At 47.7% G+C, this 16116-nt stretch carries 14 protein-coding genes and 1 pseudogene; 8 read left to right on the forward strand and 7 right to left on the reverse strand.

Annotated elements, in window-relative coordinates; genetic code table 11:
• The 3 genes and pseudogenes from NDI54_RS19195 to NDI54_RS19205 all read left to right on the forward strand — a co-directional run.
• A pseudogene (locus NDI54_RS19195) lies at positions 1-93 on the forward strand (IS5/IS1182 family transposase); the annotation flags it as partial.
• 597 nt (positions 94-690) lie between these two features.
• Complete coding sequence (locus tag NDI54_RS19200) at positions 691-1191, forward strand: PX domain-containing protein (RefSeq protein WP_310898012.1); 501 nt, start codon at positions 691-693, stop codon at positions 1189-1191.
• A 183-nt stretch (positions 1192-1374) separates the two neighbouring features.
• Positions 1375-1941 carry a hypothetical protein gene (locus NDI54_RS19205; RefSeq protein ID WP_310897981.1) on the forward strand — a complete coding sequence of 189 codons (567 nt, stop codon included), beginning with the start codon at positions 1375-1377 and terminating at the stop codon, positions 1939-1941.
• Between the two features lie 3 nt (positions 1942-1944).
• Here the strand turns inward: NDI54_RS19205 and NDI54_RS19210 are convergent, their stop codons facing one another.
• Positions 1945-2925 carry a hypothetical protein gene (locus tag NDI54_RS19210; protein ID WP_310897982.1) on the reverse strand — a complete coding sequence of 327 codons (981 nt, stop codon included), beginning with the start codon at positions 2923-2925 and terminating at the stop codon, positions 1945-1947.
• Between the two features lie 100 nt (positions 2926-3025).
• Between NDI54_RS19210 and NDI54_RS19215 the strand changes: the two genes are divergently transcribed.
• Positions 3026-3661, forward strand: a complete 636-nt coding sequence (locus tag NDI54_RS19215) for an IS6 family transposase (RefSeq protein WP_310897983.1) — start codon at positions 3026-3028, stop codon at positions 3659-3661.
• Between the two features lie 49 nt (positions 3662-3710).
• Here NDI54_RS19215 and NDI54_RS19220 read toward each other — a convergent pair whose 3' ends face one another.
• From NDI54_RS19220 to NDI54_RS19245, 6 genes are all read right to left on the reverse strand, one after another.
• Entirely contained in the window at positions 3711-4064 is a 354-nt protein-coding gene (locus NDI54_RS19220; protein ID WP_310897984.1) for a hypothetical protein, read from the reverse strand.
• A 100-nt stretch (positions 4065-4164) separates the two neighbouring features.
• Positions 4165-4443 (reverse strand): DNA/RNA helicase domain-containing protein, encoded by a 279-nt coding sequence (locus NDI54_RS19225; RefSeq protein WP_310897985.1) that lies wholly within the window; start codon positions 4441-4443, stop codon positions 4165-4167.
• Positions 4444-4513: 70 nt separating this feature from the next.
• The gene (locus tag NDI54_RS19230) at positions 4514-5311 is read right to left on the reverse strand and encodes a hypothetical protein (protein ID WP_310897986.1); all 798 of its coding nucleotides are present in this window, start codon (positions 5309-5311) and stop codon (positions 4514-4516) included.
• A 758-nt stretch (positions 5312-6069) separates the two neighbouring features.
• Positions 6070-7038, reverse strand: a complete 969-nt coding sequence (locus tag NDI54_RS19235) for a phospholipase D family protein (protein ID WP_310897987.1) — start codon at positions 7036-7038, stop codon at positions 6070-6072.
• A gap of 34 nt (positions 7039-7072) precedes the next feature.
• Complete coding sequence (locus tag NDI54_RS19240; RefSeq protein ID WP_310897988.1) at positions 7073-8944, reverse strand: ATP-binding protein; 1872 nt, start codon at positions 8942-8944, stop codon at positions 7073-7075.
• 2 nt (positions 8945-8946) lie between these two features.
• Positions 8947-10506 carry a DEAD/DEAH box helicase gene (locus NDI54_RS19245; protein WP_310897989.1) on the reverse strand — a complete coding sequence of 520 codons (1560 nt, stop codon included), beginning with the start codon at positions 10504-10506 and terminating at the stop codon, positions 8947-8949.
• A gap of 361 nt (positions 10507-10867) precedes the next feature.
• Here NDI54_RS19245 and dndC point away from each other — a divergent pair, with 361 nt between their 5' ends.
• The 4 genes from dndC to NDI54_RS19265 are packed head-to-tail and all read left to right on the forward strand — an operon-like array spanning position 10868 to position 16015.
• Complete coding sequence (gene dndC, locus NDI54_RS19250; protein WP_310897990.1) at positions 10868-12370, forward strand: DNA phosphorothioation system sulfurtransferase DndC; 1503 nt, start codon at positions 10868-10870, stop codon at positions 12368-12370.
• Positions 12371-12379: 9 nt separating this feature from the next.
• Positions 12380-14443, forward strand: a complete 2064-nt coding sequence (gene dndD, locus NDI54_RS19255) for a DNA sulfur modification protein DndD (RefSeq protein ID WP_310897991.1) — start codon at positions 12380-12382, stop codon at positions 14441-14443.
• Positions 14436-14843, forward strand: a complete 408-nt coding sequence (locus tag NDI54_RS19260; RefSeq protein WP_310897992.1) for a DndE family protein — start codon at positions 14436-14438, stop codon at positions 14841-14843. The genes dndD and NDI54_RS19260 overlap by 8 nt, the downstream gene beginning before the upstream one ends.
• Positions 14840-16015: a cysteine desulfurase family protein gene (locus NDI54_RS19265; RefSeq protein WP_310897993.1), complete on the forward strand. Its 1176-nt coding sequence runs from the start codon at positions 14840-14842 to the stop codon at positions 16013-16015. Before NDI54_RS19260 ends, NDI54_RS19265 begins: the two co-directional genes overlap by 4 nt.
• The last annotated feature ends 101 nt before the right edge of the window (positions 16016-16116 follow it).

Raw genomic sequence — 16116 nt, forward strand, 5'->3', positions numbered from 1 at the left:
GCCGTGCGTGCGCGAAGCTGGTGGCTCGAATTCCGTGAAATCATCCTCAAAGCCACCGTCTACAACCTTCGTCGGAGCGTCCGATATCCGTGAAATCCAGCGCAGTGTATCGAAACTACAGAGCCGAGATATTGATACTGATCAGGCGAATCGCCCGAGTAATTTGATCACTCTCTGTGTAGGTCATCACGGCGTTTGGGAGCAACTGTCGCCACTCCAATTCGATATCCGACATATAGAATAAAGCTCTACGATGAGCGAATCAATATTCTCCCGTCCTCTTGTCAGTATATCAAGGATCATTACTGGGAGCTAATCGTTTCGGAGAGTCGACCAGTGTACTTTTAGGCTGGTTGCATTTTGTGGTCTTTCTGTATTTTGATCAAGTATCATCTACGCTCAGGACTGCAAACCCACCAACACTGTGTTTGCACCGACAGGATGGACACAAGGGGCCATCCAACAGCTCTGCACCTATCTTTCCGAGAAGGTACACGACTGCGCGCTCCCTCTCTTTTTTTATTATGCGCCAGACCAGCCCAGACCCCACCGCCCCACCCTCCGCTCCGTGCTCGCTACGCTGCGCGCGCAGCCACGACCACGGGTGTGGTTTTTTCCGCCGTGATGGGTGCCGGCGAAGTTGGGACGGGCTCGCCCCGTACCCATGCGTCGGCGCTTGAGGTGTACAAAATGCACATGGTGATCTACGCGCTGGTAGAGGCATCGACAGAAGACGAAGCATTGGCTGCAGGAAAGGCAGTGTTCAATCGACTCGTTGGCACTGGACCCCATTCTCGAGCGGTCTTTGATTATTTCGTCACTTTCGAGCAGGAAGATGTGACGATGGCTGGAAAGGCTCGCTGGGGAGACCTGCCGACGGCAGCACCCATCAACTCCGAGGAAGGTAGCGAGCTACTCGATCGGGCCTGGAACGCCACGAAAGAAGAGTTCCAACGGAATCTCGACCGCGTGAAGGAGGCTCTTGACGAACTCAGCGACGAGGCGATCATGCGCGACGAGGACCTCGCTCGCCATGCGTTCCATCAGGTCGGGGCGTACGAAGGGCCGTCCATCCCGATGTACGACCAACACGCACAGGGGATTCGACATCGGGGTCAGCTCGACCGGATTCTCGAGGAAGACGAAGACGGCCAGACGCTCTGGATCGTGCCCGCAGACGTCCACTACTGACAGGATGCCCCGAATCACAAAGATAGGTATCCCGCTATCTGAATGTACACTAGAGAGACCATGGAAAAAGGAGCGGCCCCTGTGAGGATAGCGAAACGCAGACCAATGGGAGACGATAGAACCCCGATTGCCAGTAACTCTATCTAGTCGGTCACATAACGTCTGGCACAGAGGCCACAGTGAATGAACGATGAATTCGTCACCGAAGCTATTGCTAACGATCGGTGTCTGAAGGCGAAAAGACTCTTGGACCGGTTCGAATCCGAACTCCATGCCGAACTCAGCCGTGTTGGCACCGAGATGCAGGCCGCCCAACCAGAGCTATTTGAATCGGATGCCCCTGCGAATATCAAATATCACTGGGATTCAGGGACAATTCTGGCGAACGTACGCGACAATCTACCGATGACACGTATCAACCCCGAAACCGGGAACCAACTCAAACTCAACATCTCGGTACGGTGGGTCGACCCCACGGACTGGGGGGAGAATACCGATGTTGGTGCACTCTGTGCAGCGTGTTACAAAATAAACCACGACCACGCCGACGATTTCGAGGTGGTGAAAGAGAAGACCCTGGCGGGCGATTGGGAAGTGAACTTCGGCACTGATCAGTTCAACAATGCCGCGGGTATTATCTACATCCCGGTCACGGACGGAACCGAGTTGCGGGCTGCGACCGACAACCTCATCGACCATTTCGAGCAGTTCGGCACATACTGGGGTGTTGAACCCGATACCGACGATTAGGCCTTACTCAACTGACGAGAGCATCGTCTCTAACGAGTCGAAATAGGCTAGTTGGGCCGAGATATCCGATCGTTCGAGCGCCCAGAGATCCGGGACGCCTTCAGCAGCTGTATCGCTGTGGGCTGTCCCTAGGACAGGATCGAATCCGAGAAGTTTCTGTTCTATGAGTGCGACACAAAGATAGGCTGTACTCAGCCAGTGTGACGATGGTTCCGCGTCGGTTACCAGCACCCGGCGAAGTGCCCGTGCAATTCCCTGCCAGTACAGCACTTGGATCTGTGGTTTCCGTGAGGTGTCGATTGTCGGTGGATCCGTCTTCGTATCGAATGCTGTGCCGAAGGTCGCTTGAAGTACAGATTGCTTCTGTTCGGGGAGGAGCAATACGTGGGTCCAGTCACGTGTGTCGTGGCGTTCGATGAGCGCAGCGGTATCCGGGGTCTTGCCGTAATGCTCATCACCGACTTTGATTTCAATCGAGATGGCCTTGGCTGGATATTCGACAAGAATATCGATACGACGGTTCATTTTGTCCGGTGCGTGAAATGGGACTTCGCGACGGACCCGTGTCGGTGTGGTTGCGAATGCTTCTCCAAACACCGCCTCAAGGAATGGGCCAGCAGAATTCCGACAGAGATACGCGAGGAGCTGCGACCAATCTTCTTCGTGGGTAATTCGGAACGGGCCACTGTTGCCCGTGCTCTGGTTCCAGGGTTCCGAGAGTGGATCCGTGTCGAAGTGGCTGTCACTGGCCTTCCAGTGGGCTGTGAGTGTGGCCACAGTGTTCTGAAGGGTTCGGTAGGTAGTTTCGGCCTCGGTTGCATAGACATCCCACCACGGCTCGATGTCGGCCCATGTCTCGGTCAGCCAGTCAGAATCGAGGATATAGCGTTGAGAGTTCTCGAGATTGGCGACGGGATCGTCACTCGTGGTGGCCCACCATGGATCGATCGTTGCCCACTCTGCAGCCCCGGCCTGGATGTCCATTGGCGGGGTATGTATACCAAGCCGTATCACTGTTCGGCCGGATGCTGTGGCGGTGTTTAGTTAAGCGTGAAAAGTGAGGCGAGAGTGATTTCAGCTGTCCATGGCAGAAATCACACGCCTCAGCGGATGTAGAGACTGGATTGATTTGGATTTTGTGGAGCGTGAGCGGACACCCGAGCCGGCGATGGCGCTGGGTATTCAATCGCACGTTGCGGGGCTCTCGTTGTCGAATACCGTCGAATTACTCGACTCACTGGGTGTCCAACGTTCGAGAAAAGCGATCCACGATTGGGTGCAGAAAGCCGATCTACAGCCAGAATCTGGGCGATCTCCGAATCAAATTGCGCTCGATGAAACGGTGATTCGCATCAACGACCAGCAGTATTGGCTGTACGCCGCTGCCGATCCACAGACGAACGAACTGCTTCACGTCCGGTTATTTTCGACGACTACCACCGCCCTGACTGAAATCTTTCTCAACGAACTACGGCAGAAACACGATATCGAAACTGCCGTGTTCCTCGTCGATGGTGCGAAACACCTCCAAACTGCACTGCAACGAGTTGGACTCCGATTTCAGATGTGTCGCCACGGAAATCGGAACGCTGTCGAACGGATTTTTCGAGAGCTAAAGCGTCGAACCTCGTCATTTTCGAACTGCTTCAGTCACGTCGAACCGGAAACCGCCGAAAACTGGTTGCAGAGCTTCGCTCAATGGCTCAATGCTACTAACTAAACACTACCGATGCTGTCTAGATAACAGTCAGACATTGATGCAGGTACCGTCAGTACTGGTCCTGAACCTTGTCCATCTTACACTGAACACACAGGTCGTCAACGACACACCCGACACTATCGTACGGGCAATCGTAGTCCTCAACGTCGACAGCAAGTCGTCGCTTCGCACGCCCCCATTCGTTCTCCCAGTCGTCGATATCCATTTCGTCAGACGTGAACAGAATCTCTTCACTTCGGTTTTCAATTTTCACAGTGGTCTCAGGACCATTTTTTGCTTTGACCAGACGAATCGCTTCTTTGAATGAAGAACACGCAATCCGCTCTCGCCGGTTTGGCTTCCCCAAGATGATGACTGTAATCTCGTCATCTGTCGTTTCGGTTGGCTCTAACCCGTCTGTCATGGTGTGTTCATATCCATACTGGTACAATAACCCGTGCGACGGACTGGTAGTATTATACGACGTGTCTTGGATTCGTGATCTCAGTCACACAGGCACTCACTCATTCTTCGCCGACCTCCAGGTTTCCAATCCGTGTCCGCATGTACTCCTGCAACTGATCGTCACAGCAGTACAGATAGCAGCCTTTCATCCCCCGTGTCATCAGTGTCCGATACGTGTTCTTGATCAACTCCTCGGCCAGGTCAGCTGCTTTCTCTGGCTGTTCGTCGAACATCTTCTTGATGCCAAACAACGACCGATCGGTACTTGCCCGGGCCTCGTGATCTGCGCTAATATCATCATATCTATATTTGGTAGCCTCACGAATGATCTTGCCCACTAGCCCACTACTCTCAATAGAACATATAAGCAATTATCTCCCGGTAGCCTCAAAATATAGTATTCCAGTCTCAGGTTCCCAAATCTGACTCGAAACGGCAGTGATCAGATACAAAGTCTGCGATCAATGCTCTATACATATTATTCCGATATTGCTGACTCACTTTATATGATAGAATTCCAGCTACAAATAGAGCAAGAGCGGGAACAGTGGTGAAATAAGGCATCTCCAGGATATTTGGACCATTTCTTAGAAATATATCATATATTGAAAGGCAAGCCAACAAAAAAGATAAAAAAGACAAGCTCCGGAATAAATTCGAGATAGCGAAGAAGCGCTCAACTCGTCCAGTGACACCCTGTGACGCCACATATGTAAACGACAATTGGAATATTTCATTTGCTTTGCCTGTTTGGATACGCTGAATCGACTTATTCATATTATAGCCAATCGATAAAAAATATATCAGCTTAGCTTCAAGCGTCTGAAAATGGAGCTTATCATCAGAGTTGACCAGCCAATAGTCAAGCGTTTCAGAATCTATCTCTCCTCCGTCTGGCGTTTGTTTAGGGCTGGTTTGCTTATATTGTTCCTCTATTTCATTCACCCCCCTTTTTTCGAGCTTCTGTTCAAATCCGCTCGGATTGCCAAACAGATTCCAATATAAGAACTCTGAAATACGCTGTATAAAATGACCAAGAATGTAGCTGAGTAGCAATATAGTAAATAGACCAGTTGGTTCTACTGAATACTTTATATCTGGAGAGAATTGCTGATACATGAAAACCAGAAATAGGAAGCCTGGAATAATATCTACAAAAAAGTCGAAAACATTAAAATCTATAAGCGATATTTGGTTTGCCGACATTGCTTTAGGATAATCGAAGTACTGCGTTGACCGCGTCAGAGAGATCTTCCATGATCTCCTCTGAATGTCCCTTGAGAAATAATGGAACCTCTGAGGTGGTATCATTCCATATAATGACTGGGATTCCATGTCGATTAGCTTCATAGCATTCAATCGATGCTCCTGCCAAATTTTGTCCGTCAACTCTTCGTAGAAGGACCCCGTCTGAGCTCCGGACAAGATCCAGGTCTTCTACGATGATTTCCTGCACGTGGTCATGTGCCTCAGAACGTGGGTAGGAATGTGATTTGAACGGGTTAATCCATGTAATATCTGGCCATCTTTGTTGGATCTTTTCATGCCAAGCGAAGGGATTAGGGCCATCGCTAATCGGTCCTGCTAAGTAAATTGATATAGTATCCGTATTGTCCATAGACTGAATACTGGCTATTTCTACATATATGCCGGTGACTTCTGTTCCGAGCCCAATCAGTCATGATCACCAGAAGTTTTAGAGGTATCTTCTTGACCTACTCTCACCCTTCACTAGGAAATTATCACACCTACTGAGCGGAGATTTGAATTACCGGTATTGCTGTACGTCAATACTCCCGACCAGCGCAATTAGCCGGATTGAATCTCCGAGTTGATCGCGGGAAGGGTCTGGTTTTGGCGGTATTCACAATCCCCGAATCAAATAGGTATACCACGGCGTCAGATATCAAAGATGAAGTGGAAAAGTAATCCCTCCATTCCAAACTAGCAAATCCAACCTATTTCTACTCGTATTGGGATGATTCAGTATCACGAAGTCTTTCTGAATGTTTTCCCGGAATATCGCAAGTGAATCGTTCTGGCGATATTTTTGGAAACCAGTTATATAAGAGTTGAATATCCTCTGTTAATTCCCGGCGTGATGGAGTCGGTACGTCCACACACATCTGTTGTACGAATTCTTTCATTTCTCCAAAATATATTGATGGCTCCATACGTGCAATGATCTCTTTGATAAAAGGATGACTCTCAAATTGCTGCCTCATCCCATCTCTGACTTCAGCTTCGCTTCGACCCTGTAGGTGCTTCAATGAATAAGATGTCATATCATGCATGACACAATGTCGCTGAGGTGCTGGCAAATCTGTGAGTGTTCGATCATAATTACTCGCTAACACAGATACGATCACTTCAGGATCCTCAGTGGTCGGAAGCTGTGAGACAAGGAATTCAGGTTGATTACCAATATCAATGGATTCATCATCTAGATCTGAATTTATAGTCGATTCCTGAGTAACTTCAAGCGCTTTTTCATAACCAGCTTCGGTCACAAGTTGTGCATTTTTTTCGGCTCGGCGTAATTTGAACTGAGCTTCAGTAGATAATTGAAGTGGATCAGTCAATATCTCAATATTTGTCTCTTGACCGATACCCATTCCAGCATCAGTTAAATTCGCACTTCCAACAATCGCTTTATTCAAGTCCCAAGAATAGACTTTGGCATGGAGATAGGGGTTTATTTTAAGTACATATCCATGTTCCTCACAAAATTTATACACATCAGGGTCAGAGACCCCTGAACGCAGATCATCTCTCTGCCACCGTGTAATTACAATGGTATCTACACTTTTTTCGGGTAATACGCGAGCAATTGTATCCCGTTGGATAAATGGAGAAAAAATATATCTGATATCCCCAGATTCAGATGAAAAGTACTCCTCTATTTGGTCTGTCCCAGAAAACTCAAAGTTCATATTTATGATCTAACTAGTATTCGAGTGATTTGTATCACTCTGGTACTTGATCTTGGGCTAAGAATTCCCGGGCAACTCTACCCCAGTCATTCCGGATATCTTTCAACTGGTGCTTTGTCTCGCCAGATTCTTCATCCTCCATACGAGCCCATGCTTCTAACAGAAGCTTCAGAGCCATATTTGCTGCTTCAAGTTTTTCTGTTGCCTCTTCTTCATCAAATTCTTCTTCATCCTCGAATTCGAGTGAAGAAAACAATTCCTCATAAGCAAGATGATCTTTATTGACCCCTATAATAATACTACCTGCTGTAGGTTCGACAGAGAATATTTGTGAGCTAGCCAGTGGCTTCTCTACAAAAGAGAACTTGAGTCCATAATCAACCACATCTCCTTTCACTTCTTCAATAGTTCTCTCATCCAATCCTTGTTCTTCTAATCTAGTTTGTATTTCTTCTTCCTTCTCATTTTCTGATAGCTCTTCTTCTTCATCGCTTTCGCCAGTCTGACCCTGTTCCTTCCGTTCCTCTGTTACTGCCGTTCCAACTCGTTCTGGAGTCCCCTCATGACGGTTATCTTCATCATTGTCTTCTGTATCGTCAACATTATACTCACCTATCTCTTCAACCTTTGTGGCAAGTTCACCGATAACCTCGTCAATTTTTTGTCGGAGGTCAAGACAAACATATGTTTGAAAATCCTCACTCTTTAAACGCTCTCGCGTTTCTGCTGTCGTTTCGCCTTCTTCCGCATAATCTTCCCAGTCACTGTTAGCAACTTCGACGAGTCGATCGGCTCCCTGCTTGTTATTTGTAACACCAAAGATATCATCCATCCGACGACCAAACTCGATTTGTGCTCCCCACCATCTGTTACGGGGATCCTTAGTAGTCCAACTTCTGTCGAGGAGTAGTTCACGTCCTTCTCTAACGATTGATAGGCCCATGTTGTCCTTTGCATGCTTACCATGGGATGCAGCACCAGCTGGTGTTCCATCAACTCTTTGCCGAGTTTCTGGTTTACAAATCGAAAAAGTAAGTGTGACCGTCTCCTCCGTCGTTCCTTCGCCGGGTTTTGTGACCTGGTATTTTCTCTCGATTTTTTCTCCCATCTGTTCAAACATAGGATCTGGAACGCCTTCTGGGAGATCGACATTCGTGTTCTCCATGAGATAGAGAGGATCGTTGGGTTGGAATTTCCAGGTTTGGTCAACCTCTTTTGTCTCCTCATTGTAAATCTTGAGTGATATGGATGCATCCGGTTGCTCAGTATCTGTATGGATCCAATTCCGGTACATTCGACCGATCAGATCTTCAGAATTTTTGTAGATGGTTTTACCTTGTTTCCAATTGACCCGATCAACATGAGACCAAACGACTAGTGTCCCAGAGTCTTTTGGGAAACTAGTTGTGTCCTTCCATTTTTGAGGGATTTCTACATCTTGTTCCGGTTTTGGAATAGACATATTTTTGACCCACTCCTCGTCGTCAAGATCGATATAAGTGTGATATGCATTCTCAATATCATTTTGCCATGTCCAAACGTCAATCCGTTTAGCTTGTGAGACAGAGGCTTGAGGTAATCCAACTCCAAATTTTCCTATACCCGATTGATCGTCAAAGTGTGTCCCATCACCAAGCCTGAGTGCGCGACGGAGGAGATCACTATCCATTCCCTCACCATCGTCAAGGACCGCTATCTCGTTAACCCTATTGACAGTATATTTGTTGGGAGTTACTTCTTTTTCTGAGACGAGAATGTCGACATCGGAAGCCCCAGCCTGTATTGAATTATCAACCAGTTCCGCGAGGGCTCTCGCTACGTTTTTGTAACCACTACTTCGGATTGATTCTAAGAACTGGCTTCCGCTGGCAAAATGATAATCTTGTATCGTTTCTTGTTGCGACATAGTTACCAGACGTCCTCCCAGTTCCAAAATGCTTCTGTTAAATCCCCGAACCCTGGTAGGTCAGTATCAATGACTGTCCAGATGTCAGCATCTTCAGTACCTCCGACTTTAGGACCTCGAATAGCCCGACCCACCATCTGTGAATATAACACTAGTGATGTCGTTGGTCTTGCAATTACGGCTGCACTAGTTTGTGGGGCATCAAATCCGGTCGTCAATACATTGTAATTGCATAACACACGGGGCCCATCGTTATCAGATTTGAATCGCTCAATTTGTCGCTCCCTAATATAATTCGGCGTCTCCGCTGTGATGACTGCCGAGTCGACATCCTGACCTTTCAATGCGGCAGAAATAATTCTTGCATGGTCGACGGTTGTCGCAAAGAGGATTATCCGGTTGTGACCTTCTTTAATTAGGTCTAAGATTTTGCGTATAATCGACAGATTACGTCGTTCATCTTCGGATAATTCCCTCAAAATAGCTTTTGAATAATCCTGTCCTTGACTCATCCCCTCAACTTCCTCTCGTAGATCCTCACTCAGAATTTGTTTGTTGATTTTTAATGTGTGGAACTCCGGTTTGGATAGATATCCTTCAGATTTCAAGTAATTGAAAGGGTCGCTGTAACCCGAGACATCGATTTCGATTTTATTCTGATCATATAGTTTAGCTAGCTCCCTATCCGCAGATCGGTCAGAATAACTCCTCCCAGGTGTTGCAGAGAGACCTAACAGTCGACAGCTCTCATTGAATAGAGTTAGACGATCAATCATTTTTTGATATGTTTCGGCGACTGATTGATGAGCCTCATCAAATACTACCAATGAAACATCACTAGAAAAGTTAGCCAGGAATGTTGCTGATTTTTTCTCTTTATTCCAAAGTTTGCGCAACCCTGCAACGACTAATCCTTGATTAATTTCATTCCACTCATGGGTCCCATAGAAGCGACTGATCTGAACCTCTTGATTACCTAAATGGCTCCAGGCTGTTTGAAATTCGTCAGCTGCTTGGTCAAGAAGTTCTTGACCTTCGGCCAACCACAAAACCAGGCCGGGATCAGACGCTCTGATTATACTACATACCAGTGACATAGTGATTCGAGTTTTACCCGATCCAGTTGGCATATGAAGAAATACCCGGTTTTCCCCTCCCTGGAATTCCTTCATAACACGATTGAAAACTGTCCGTTGATAATCGAACAAACCGTACTTTGGCGTTACATCAGTTAATCCTGGTAGGTCTCCGTCATCATCTCTATCAGGAAGTGGGACATCAAAATAATCAAATAAACTCGTCTCACGACTACTATATTTATAGAATTGACTACCTTTTAGGGTAGAGAAGGAGTTTTTGTCATCGTTTAGACCTAATTTTTGAACTAACTGGTCTGCTTCATCTTTTTTTAATCGAGTGAAGAGTTGGTCACGGTAGGTTGTGTTACGAAGAAGCTGTTCTGGGGGAGTTATACTGAGAGCGATCTCCACCCTTCGTTGCGAGGATAGCGACTCATTATTTAATATCTCCAAAAGTCGATCAACTGACTCTGGGATTAACATATCCAGTTCGTTCCTGGGTGCCCGCGAAAGAACTTCAGCTATAGTTGGCATTTGAATACACTTTCCATGAGCCAGGATATGTGTCTACCTATATAAATGGTCAAGTATGATTACCAACTGCCACCATTGGTTAAATAACTGCAAATTATAGTATAATTCAGTAATATTAAAGGCACAACTGAAAACAAATCAAGAACTATACTTTCATTTATATTTTCAATTAATGAAATATTACAGCTATAAATACTATCTTTTTGTCACACATCGCGGATCGACTTGAAGCTGTAGAGTCAAATTTCACTTCCACCGCGGTAAGACAGCTATTAAGTGTTCTGAGGGGGGAGTGATTACCAGACCCTCTATGAGTACAGACGATACGAATGCCAATGAATCTGGGCGATCTGACCCGAATGAAAGGGATCGCGAGTCCGTATTTAGTACCCGGAGTTTAGAAGAAATTCATCAAGAAATCAGGGAAACGTACGTTCGCGACGAACGACCCTGGGTCATTGGTTATAGCGGGGGAAAAGACTCGACGACTGCTCTCCAATTAATTTGGCATGCTCTCAGTGAATTAGAAGAGGACCAGTTAACGAAAACTGTCCACGTGATCTCAAGCGATACATTAGTCGAGACGCCCAAAATCGTCAACCACATCACGTCTACTCTCGAGAATGTTGACAAATATGCAGAGGAAGCAGGGTTACCATTTGAGGCACACAAAGTCTATCCTGAAGTTGATGATTCATTCTGGGTCAATCTGATCGGCCGAGGGTACCCGGCACCCAATCAAAATTTCCGTTGGTGCACTGACCGGCTGAAAATTGACCCAGCGGATCGGTTCATCGAAGAAACAATCTCAGAGCATGGTGAAGCAGTCGTAATCTTGGGTGCTCGCAAATCTGAAAGTGCCACCCGCGAGCAGGTAATGAACCTGAATAGTATCGATGGGTCAGTTCTCAGTCGCCATTCGAAGTTCTCAAGCGCATATATCTACACCCCAATTGAGGATTTCCTTGTTGACGACGTCTGGGACTACCTACTGCAGGTTGAATGTCCCTGGGGCAAGAGCAATCGTGACCTCGCTGCGCTGTACCAGGAAGCAGATGACGAATGCCCAATGGTAATCGATACATCCACGCCCTCCTGTGGGAATAGCCGGTTCGGCTGCTGGACCTGTACTGTCGTCTCTGATGACAAAGCGATGGAAGGTATGATCGATGCTGGGAATGAGTGGATGGAACCACTTCTCGAATTTCGGGACATGTTGAAGTCAACACAAGATCCTGATGAGAAATCTACCTACCGGGAAATGAAAGGGCGCCGCTACGGGAAAGTCAAGCCCAAAACCAACGGCGCTGAGGGGGAGATTATCCCAAGAGCATATAAGCTAGAATTCCGGAAAGATTTGCTCCGTAGACTCTTAGAAACCGAAAAGGAAGTCAATGAACGCCGGAGTGACGATCAGGAGTACTTGGAACTGATTCGCGATCCAGAACTGAAAGAGATCCGTCGTCTCTGGCGTAATGAGGAATCGGATTGGGAAGATTCTGTTCCCCAGATTTACGAAGATGTAATGGGTGACAGCCTGGATTGGGTTGATGATGATCTTGACTCTTTCAGTAAAGAGGAGGAAGAGGTTTTGAGAAAGGTCGCTGCTGAAGAAGACATTCCACCGAAACTCCTCAAACGGCTCCTGGATACGGAATTGCAACACCATGGTATGAAGCGGCGAGCTTCGATTTATGGCCAAATTGATTCCATTCTCAAGGAGGACTGGCGGACGAAAGAAGAAATTCTCGATGAGTATGAAAATGAGGATTCGGATAGTTGGGTGTATGATGTTGCATACGAGGAACTGTAAGAGCCACCAATGAAAATTGATAACTTGACTATCACAGACTTCGGGCCATACCGTGGCGAGAATCGATTCGACCTCCGTACAACTCCCGAGTCGCCAATTATTCTCTTTGGTGGAAAAAATGGCGCGGGTAAGACGACTCTCTTCCAAGCTGTTCAATTGTGTCTCCATGGGAAGAGCGCCCTCGGCCGACGGACTAGCAACAGTGAATATGAAGACGAGATCCGTGCCAAGCTCCACCAAAGCACAGATGGGAAGGCCGACCAGGCTTCAGTGGAGCTGCAATTTCAGTACGCCAATCTTGGTGACAGAGATACATATGTAGTCAAGCGAAGCTGGCGGGACCGAGGTAAGAGTATTGCAGAGGATCTCACGGTCAAACGGAACGGTGAGGAGCTCTCAGATCTAGATTCCGACCAGTGGGAAGACTTTTTGAAAGAATTGGTCCCGCCTGGTGTCTCGCAACTGTTCTTTTTTGATGGCGAAAAAGTCCAAAAGCTGGCGAGCGCCATTGAAAATAATTCCAGCTTTGAGGATTCGCTCCGGTCGCTATTGGGGTTAGATCTGGTCGAACGACTGGAAGCTGATCTGTCAATCTATCTTTCTAACAAGCTGGACGAAGGTCAACAGTCCGAACTACGCGCCGAAATGGAGGAACTGAATGACGAACTGGATGAGCTGAGTGACGAACTCCACGAGGTCGAGTATGAGATAGCAGACAAACGCGATGAAGTATCCGAACTTGAACGAGAGATCTCTCAACGAGAAGAGGACCTCGCCCAACAGGGTGGTGCATTTGCTCAAAAACGGAGCGAACTGAAAGGCCGGCGCGCGAAACTCGAATCAAAACAAGAATCGCTCGAGGAGCAAGTTCGTGAGGTTATTATGGGCCAATTTGCCTTCACTCTCGTACCTGACCTCTGTCGAAATGTTCGCGATCGGTTACAGCGACAGGCAAAGGAGCACAACATCGAAGCAGCCCGTGAGGAAGTCGCAGAAGAGATCGATACTCTTCTGCAAGATCAGGAAACGATCCTGTCAGAATCTGATCTGTCCGCGGATGAGCGTGCGGATCTCGCCGAGCAATTACAATCGGCCTTGCTCGATAAGCCAGATGAGACGACCGATGAACATGATTTGGCCGCTTCCTTCTCTGAGCGACAACGCCAACGAATGTACTCGGTGGTTGAACGAGCGCTCGCCGAAGTGCCTGAAAAGATGGCTGAATTAACGACTGAACTGGAAGCTACCTCACGCGAACTCAACGAGGTTGAACAACAGATCAACCGGGCACCAGAGGAAGAAACGATATCGCCACTAATTGAGGAAATCAATGAGCTGAACGAACAAAAAGGCGAGTTACAGTCCCAGCTGGATACGCTGGAATCTAAGCGGGAAGATCTCGATAAGCGGATTACTTATCTGGAAACAGAACGGGACAGAAAGCTAGAGAAGCAAACGGAGCTGGAGGATATCTCCGATCGGGCTGAGCTGGCGAAAAGCTCTCGCCAGGCTGTAAAAAAATATCAACAGCGACTCACTGAGCGCAAACTCTCGCGCTTGGAAGAAGTACTGACCACTCGGTACCGCCAGCTCTCTAATAAGAGTGAGTTCTATCAGCACGTCCATATTGATGAGGAGTCCCTAGCCATTGAGATCGAAACTTCGAATGGAGCGATGAAACAACAATCACAGCTATCCGCAGGCGAGCGCCAGATTTTCGCGACGGCTATTATTTGGGCTCTTGCAGAAATCTCTGATCGGCCATTACCGTTCATTGTTGATACGCCGATGGGTCGATTAGACAAAGAACATCGGGAGAACCTTGTTAAATACTTCTTCCCCCAGGCATCTCATCAAGTGATTGTCCTCTCCACTGACACTGAAATCACCGATGAATACTATGAGTATCTCTCAGATCAGATCGCAAGCCAGTTCCACCTGAATTATGATGAAGACGAAGGGTACACTGAGATTAGTGGTGGATACTTTGATGATGAACAGACGGACACTCCGGTTGAGCAAGCCAGAGAGACGAACGACAGCCAAGTCACAATAGACGGATACAATGAGTAAAGGATCAGATTTCAACCGTGTACAGCTCGATAAGGGTGTCACACACCTGCTCCGGAATATGAAGGCCCGCACCGGACTTTCACGCAACTATCTGTGTCGCATCGGCTTATGTTATTCACTAGGTGAGCCGGTTCCTCCAAGCCCCGAAGAATACGATTCCAACGGGCAGGAACTTGACCGGTACCTATTGCTCGGTGAGGATGCCCCACTATATATTGCACTCACGCAGGAGCGACTGATCGAGGAGAATCGAGACCCAGAGGCAGAATTCTATGACCAGTTTGTCGCGCATATCAACCGAGGTGTCGAACAGATGTCGGGCCGGATCAGTAACCTCACAGATATCCAGGATCTGATCCCAGCCGATATGAATGCTGCAGAAACAACTGAGGATACATGACTGATGACAATCCAGTTTATTTAGACCATCACGCCACGACACCTGTGGATCAGTCTGTCGTCGCCGAAATGGAGCCGTATTTTACCGAGGTATACGGAAATCCGGCTAGCGATGATCATAGCTATGGAGTTGAAGCTGACCGAGCTGTACGAGAGGCAAGAGAACGGATCTCTTCGGCAATTAATGCCAGATCAGAGGAAATAATCTTCACCAGTGGAGCAACGGAGTCGGATAATTTGGCTATTCGAGGAACAATGGAATACGCTCGGGAGCAGGGCCATGGTAACCACCTCATCACAGCAGCCACCGAACATGAGGCTGTTCTCGAGTTATGTGGGCGGTTAGAGAAAGAAGGGTTTGAAGCTACAATATTGGATGTTGATGAAAACGGGTTCGTAGACCCAGACGCAGTCCGTGACGCAATCCATTCTGAAACGGTTCTCGTCTCGCTCATGGCTGCAAATAATGAAATCGGGACGATGGCACCTATCGGAGAAATTGGCCAGATTACAAGCGAGACGCAAACACTGTTCCATACTGATGCGGTACAAGCATTAGGATATCGAGATCTAGATGTAGATGAGCACGAGATCGATCTGATGTCGCTGTCAGGACATAAGGTGTATGGACCAAAGGGTGTTGGGGCCCTCTACATCCGTCGACGGCGGCCGAAAGTAAAAATCAAGCCACTGGTTTACGGCGGTGGTCACGAACGTGGATACCGCTCAGGCACGCTGAATGTACCGGGAGTTGTGGGCATGGGGAAGGCGGTCGAATTGGCGGATAAAAACATGGACTCTCGGAAGTCCCATGTGCAGGAACTGAGGGATCATATGTGGGAACGCCTGCAGGACGAGGTTGATAGTATCATATTAAATGGTCCGCCAGTTACCGGCGATAGGTTGCCCAATAATCTCAATGTGAGTTTCTACGGGGTAGAAAACAAGGCTATTGTCCGAAAATTACGGTCAGATGTGGCTGTCTCTGCTGGGAGTGCCTGTACTACAGGGTCCGTAGAGGCCTCACATGTGCTCCAAGCTCTAGGAGGCGATGAAGAACACTGGCATTCGGCAATCCGATTTGGTTTGGGAAAGGACAACACTTTGGAAGAGATCGACTTCGCTGTCGACCGGATGGTTGATTCTATCTCCCGTCTCCGGCAATTCTCGTGATTCGAGGGCTCGTCTCCCTCTTTAGCAGATAGCAATACCAGGAGCATTAAGCTCTCTGATCGGATAGAAGCGTGTACGTGTGAAGGTTCTCCGCAATCGGC

Source organism: Haloarcula terrestris (genome assembly GCF_031624315.1).
In the GTDB taxonomy this organism is placed as follows: domain Archaea; phylum Halobacteriota; class Halobacteria; order Halobacteriales; family Haloarculaceae; genus Haloarcula; species Haloarcula terrestris.

Bases quoted from the DNA above. Each gene is read 5' to 3' on its own strand.
- dndD (WP_310897991.1), top strand. From the start codon at position 12,380: ATGAAAATTGATAACTTGACTATCACAGACTTCGGGCCATACCGTGGC.
- NDI54_RS19240 (WP_310897988.1), bottom strand. From the start codon at position 8,944: ATGTCGCAACAAGAAACGATACAAGATTATCATTTTGCCAGCGGAAGC.
- NDI54_RS19210 (WP_310897982.1), bottom strand. From the start codon at position 2,925: ATGGACATCCAGGCCGGGGCTGCAGAGTGGGCAACGATCGATCCATGG.
- NDI54_RS19245 (WP_310897989.1), bottom strand. From the start codon at position 10,506: ATGTTAATCCCAGAGTCAGTTGATCGACTTTTGGAGATATTAAATAAT.
- NDI54_RS19200 (WP_310898012.1), top strand. From the start codon at position 691: ATGCACATGGTGATCTACGCGCTGGTAGAGGCATCGACAGAAGACGAA.
- NDI54_RS19220 (WP_310897984.1), bottom strand. From the start codon at position 4,064: ATGACAGACGGGTTAGAGCCAACCGAAACGACAGATGACGAGATTACA.
- NDI54_RS19205 (WP_310897981.1), top strand. From the start codon at position 1,375: ATGAACGATGAATTCGTCACCGAAGCTATTGCTAACGATCGGTGTCTG.
- dndC (WP_310897990.1), top strand. From the start codon at position 10,868: ATGAGTACAGACGATACGAATGCCAATGAATCTGGGCGATCTGACCCG.
- NDI54_RS19265 (WP_310897993.1), top strand. From the start codon at position 14,840: ATGACTGATGACAATCCAGTTTATTTAGACCATCACGCCACGACACCT.
- NDI54_RS19235 (WP_310897987.1), bottom strand. From the start codon at position 7,038: ATGAACTTTGAGTTTTCTGGGACAGACCAAATAGAGGAGTACTTTTCA.
- NDI54_RS19215 (WP_310897983.1), top strand. From the start codon at position 3,026: ATGGCAGAAATCACACGCCTCAGCGGATGTAGAGACTGGATTGATTTG.
- NDI54_RS19260 (WP_310897992.1), top strand. From the start codon at position 14,436: ATGAGTAAAGGATCAGATTTCAACCGTGTACAGCTCGATAAGGGTGTC.
- NDI54_RS19230 (WP_310897986.1), bottom strand. From the start codon at position 5,311: ATGTCGGCAAACCAAATATCGCTTATAGATTTTAATGTTTTCGACTTT.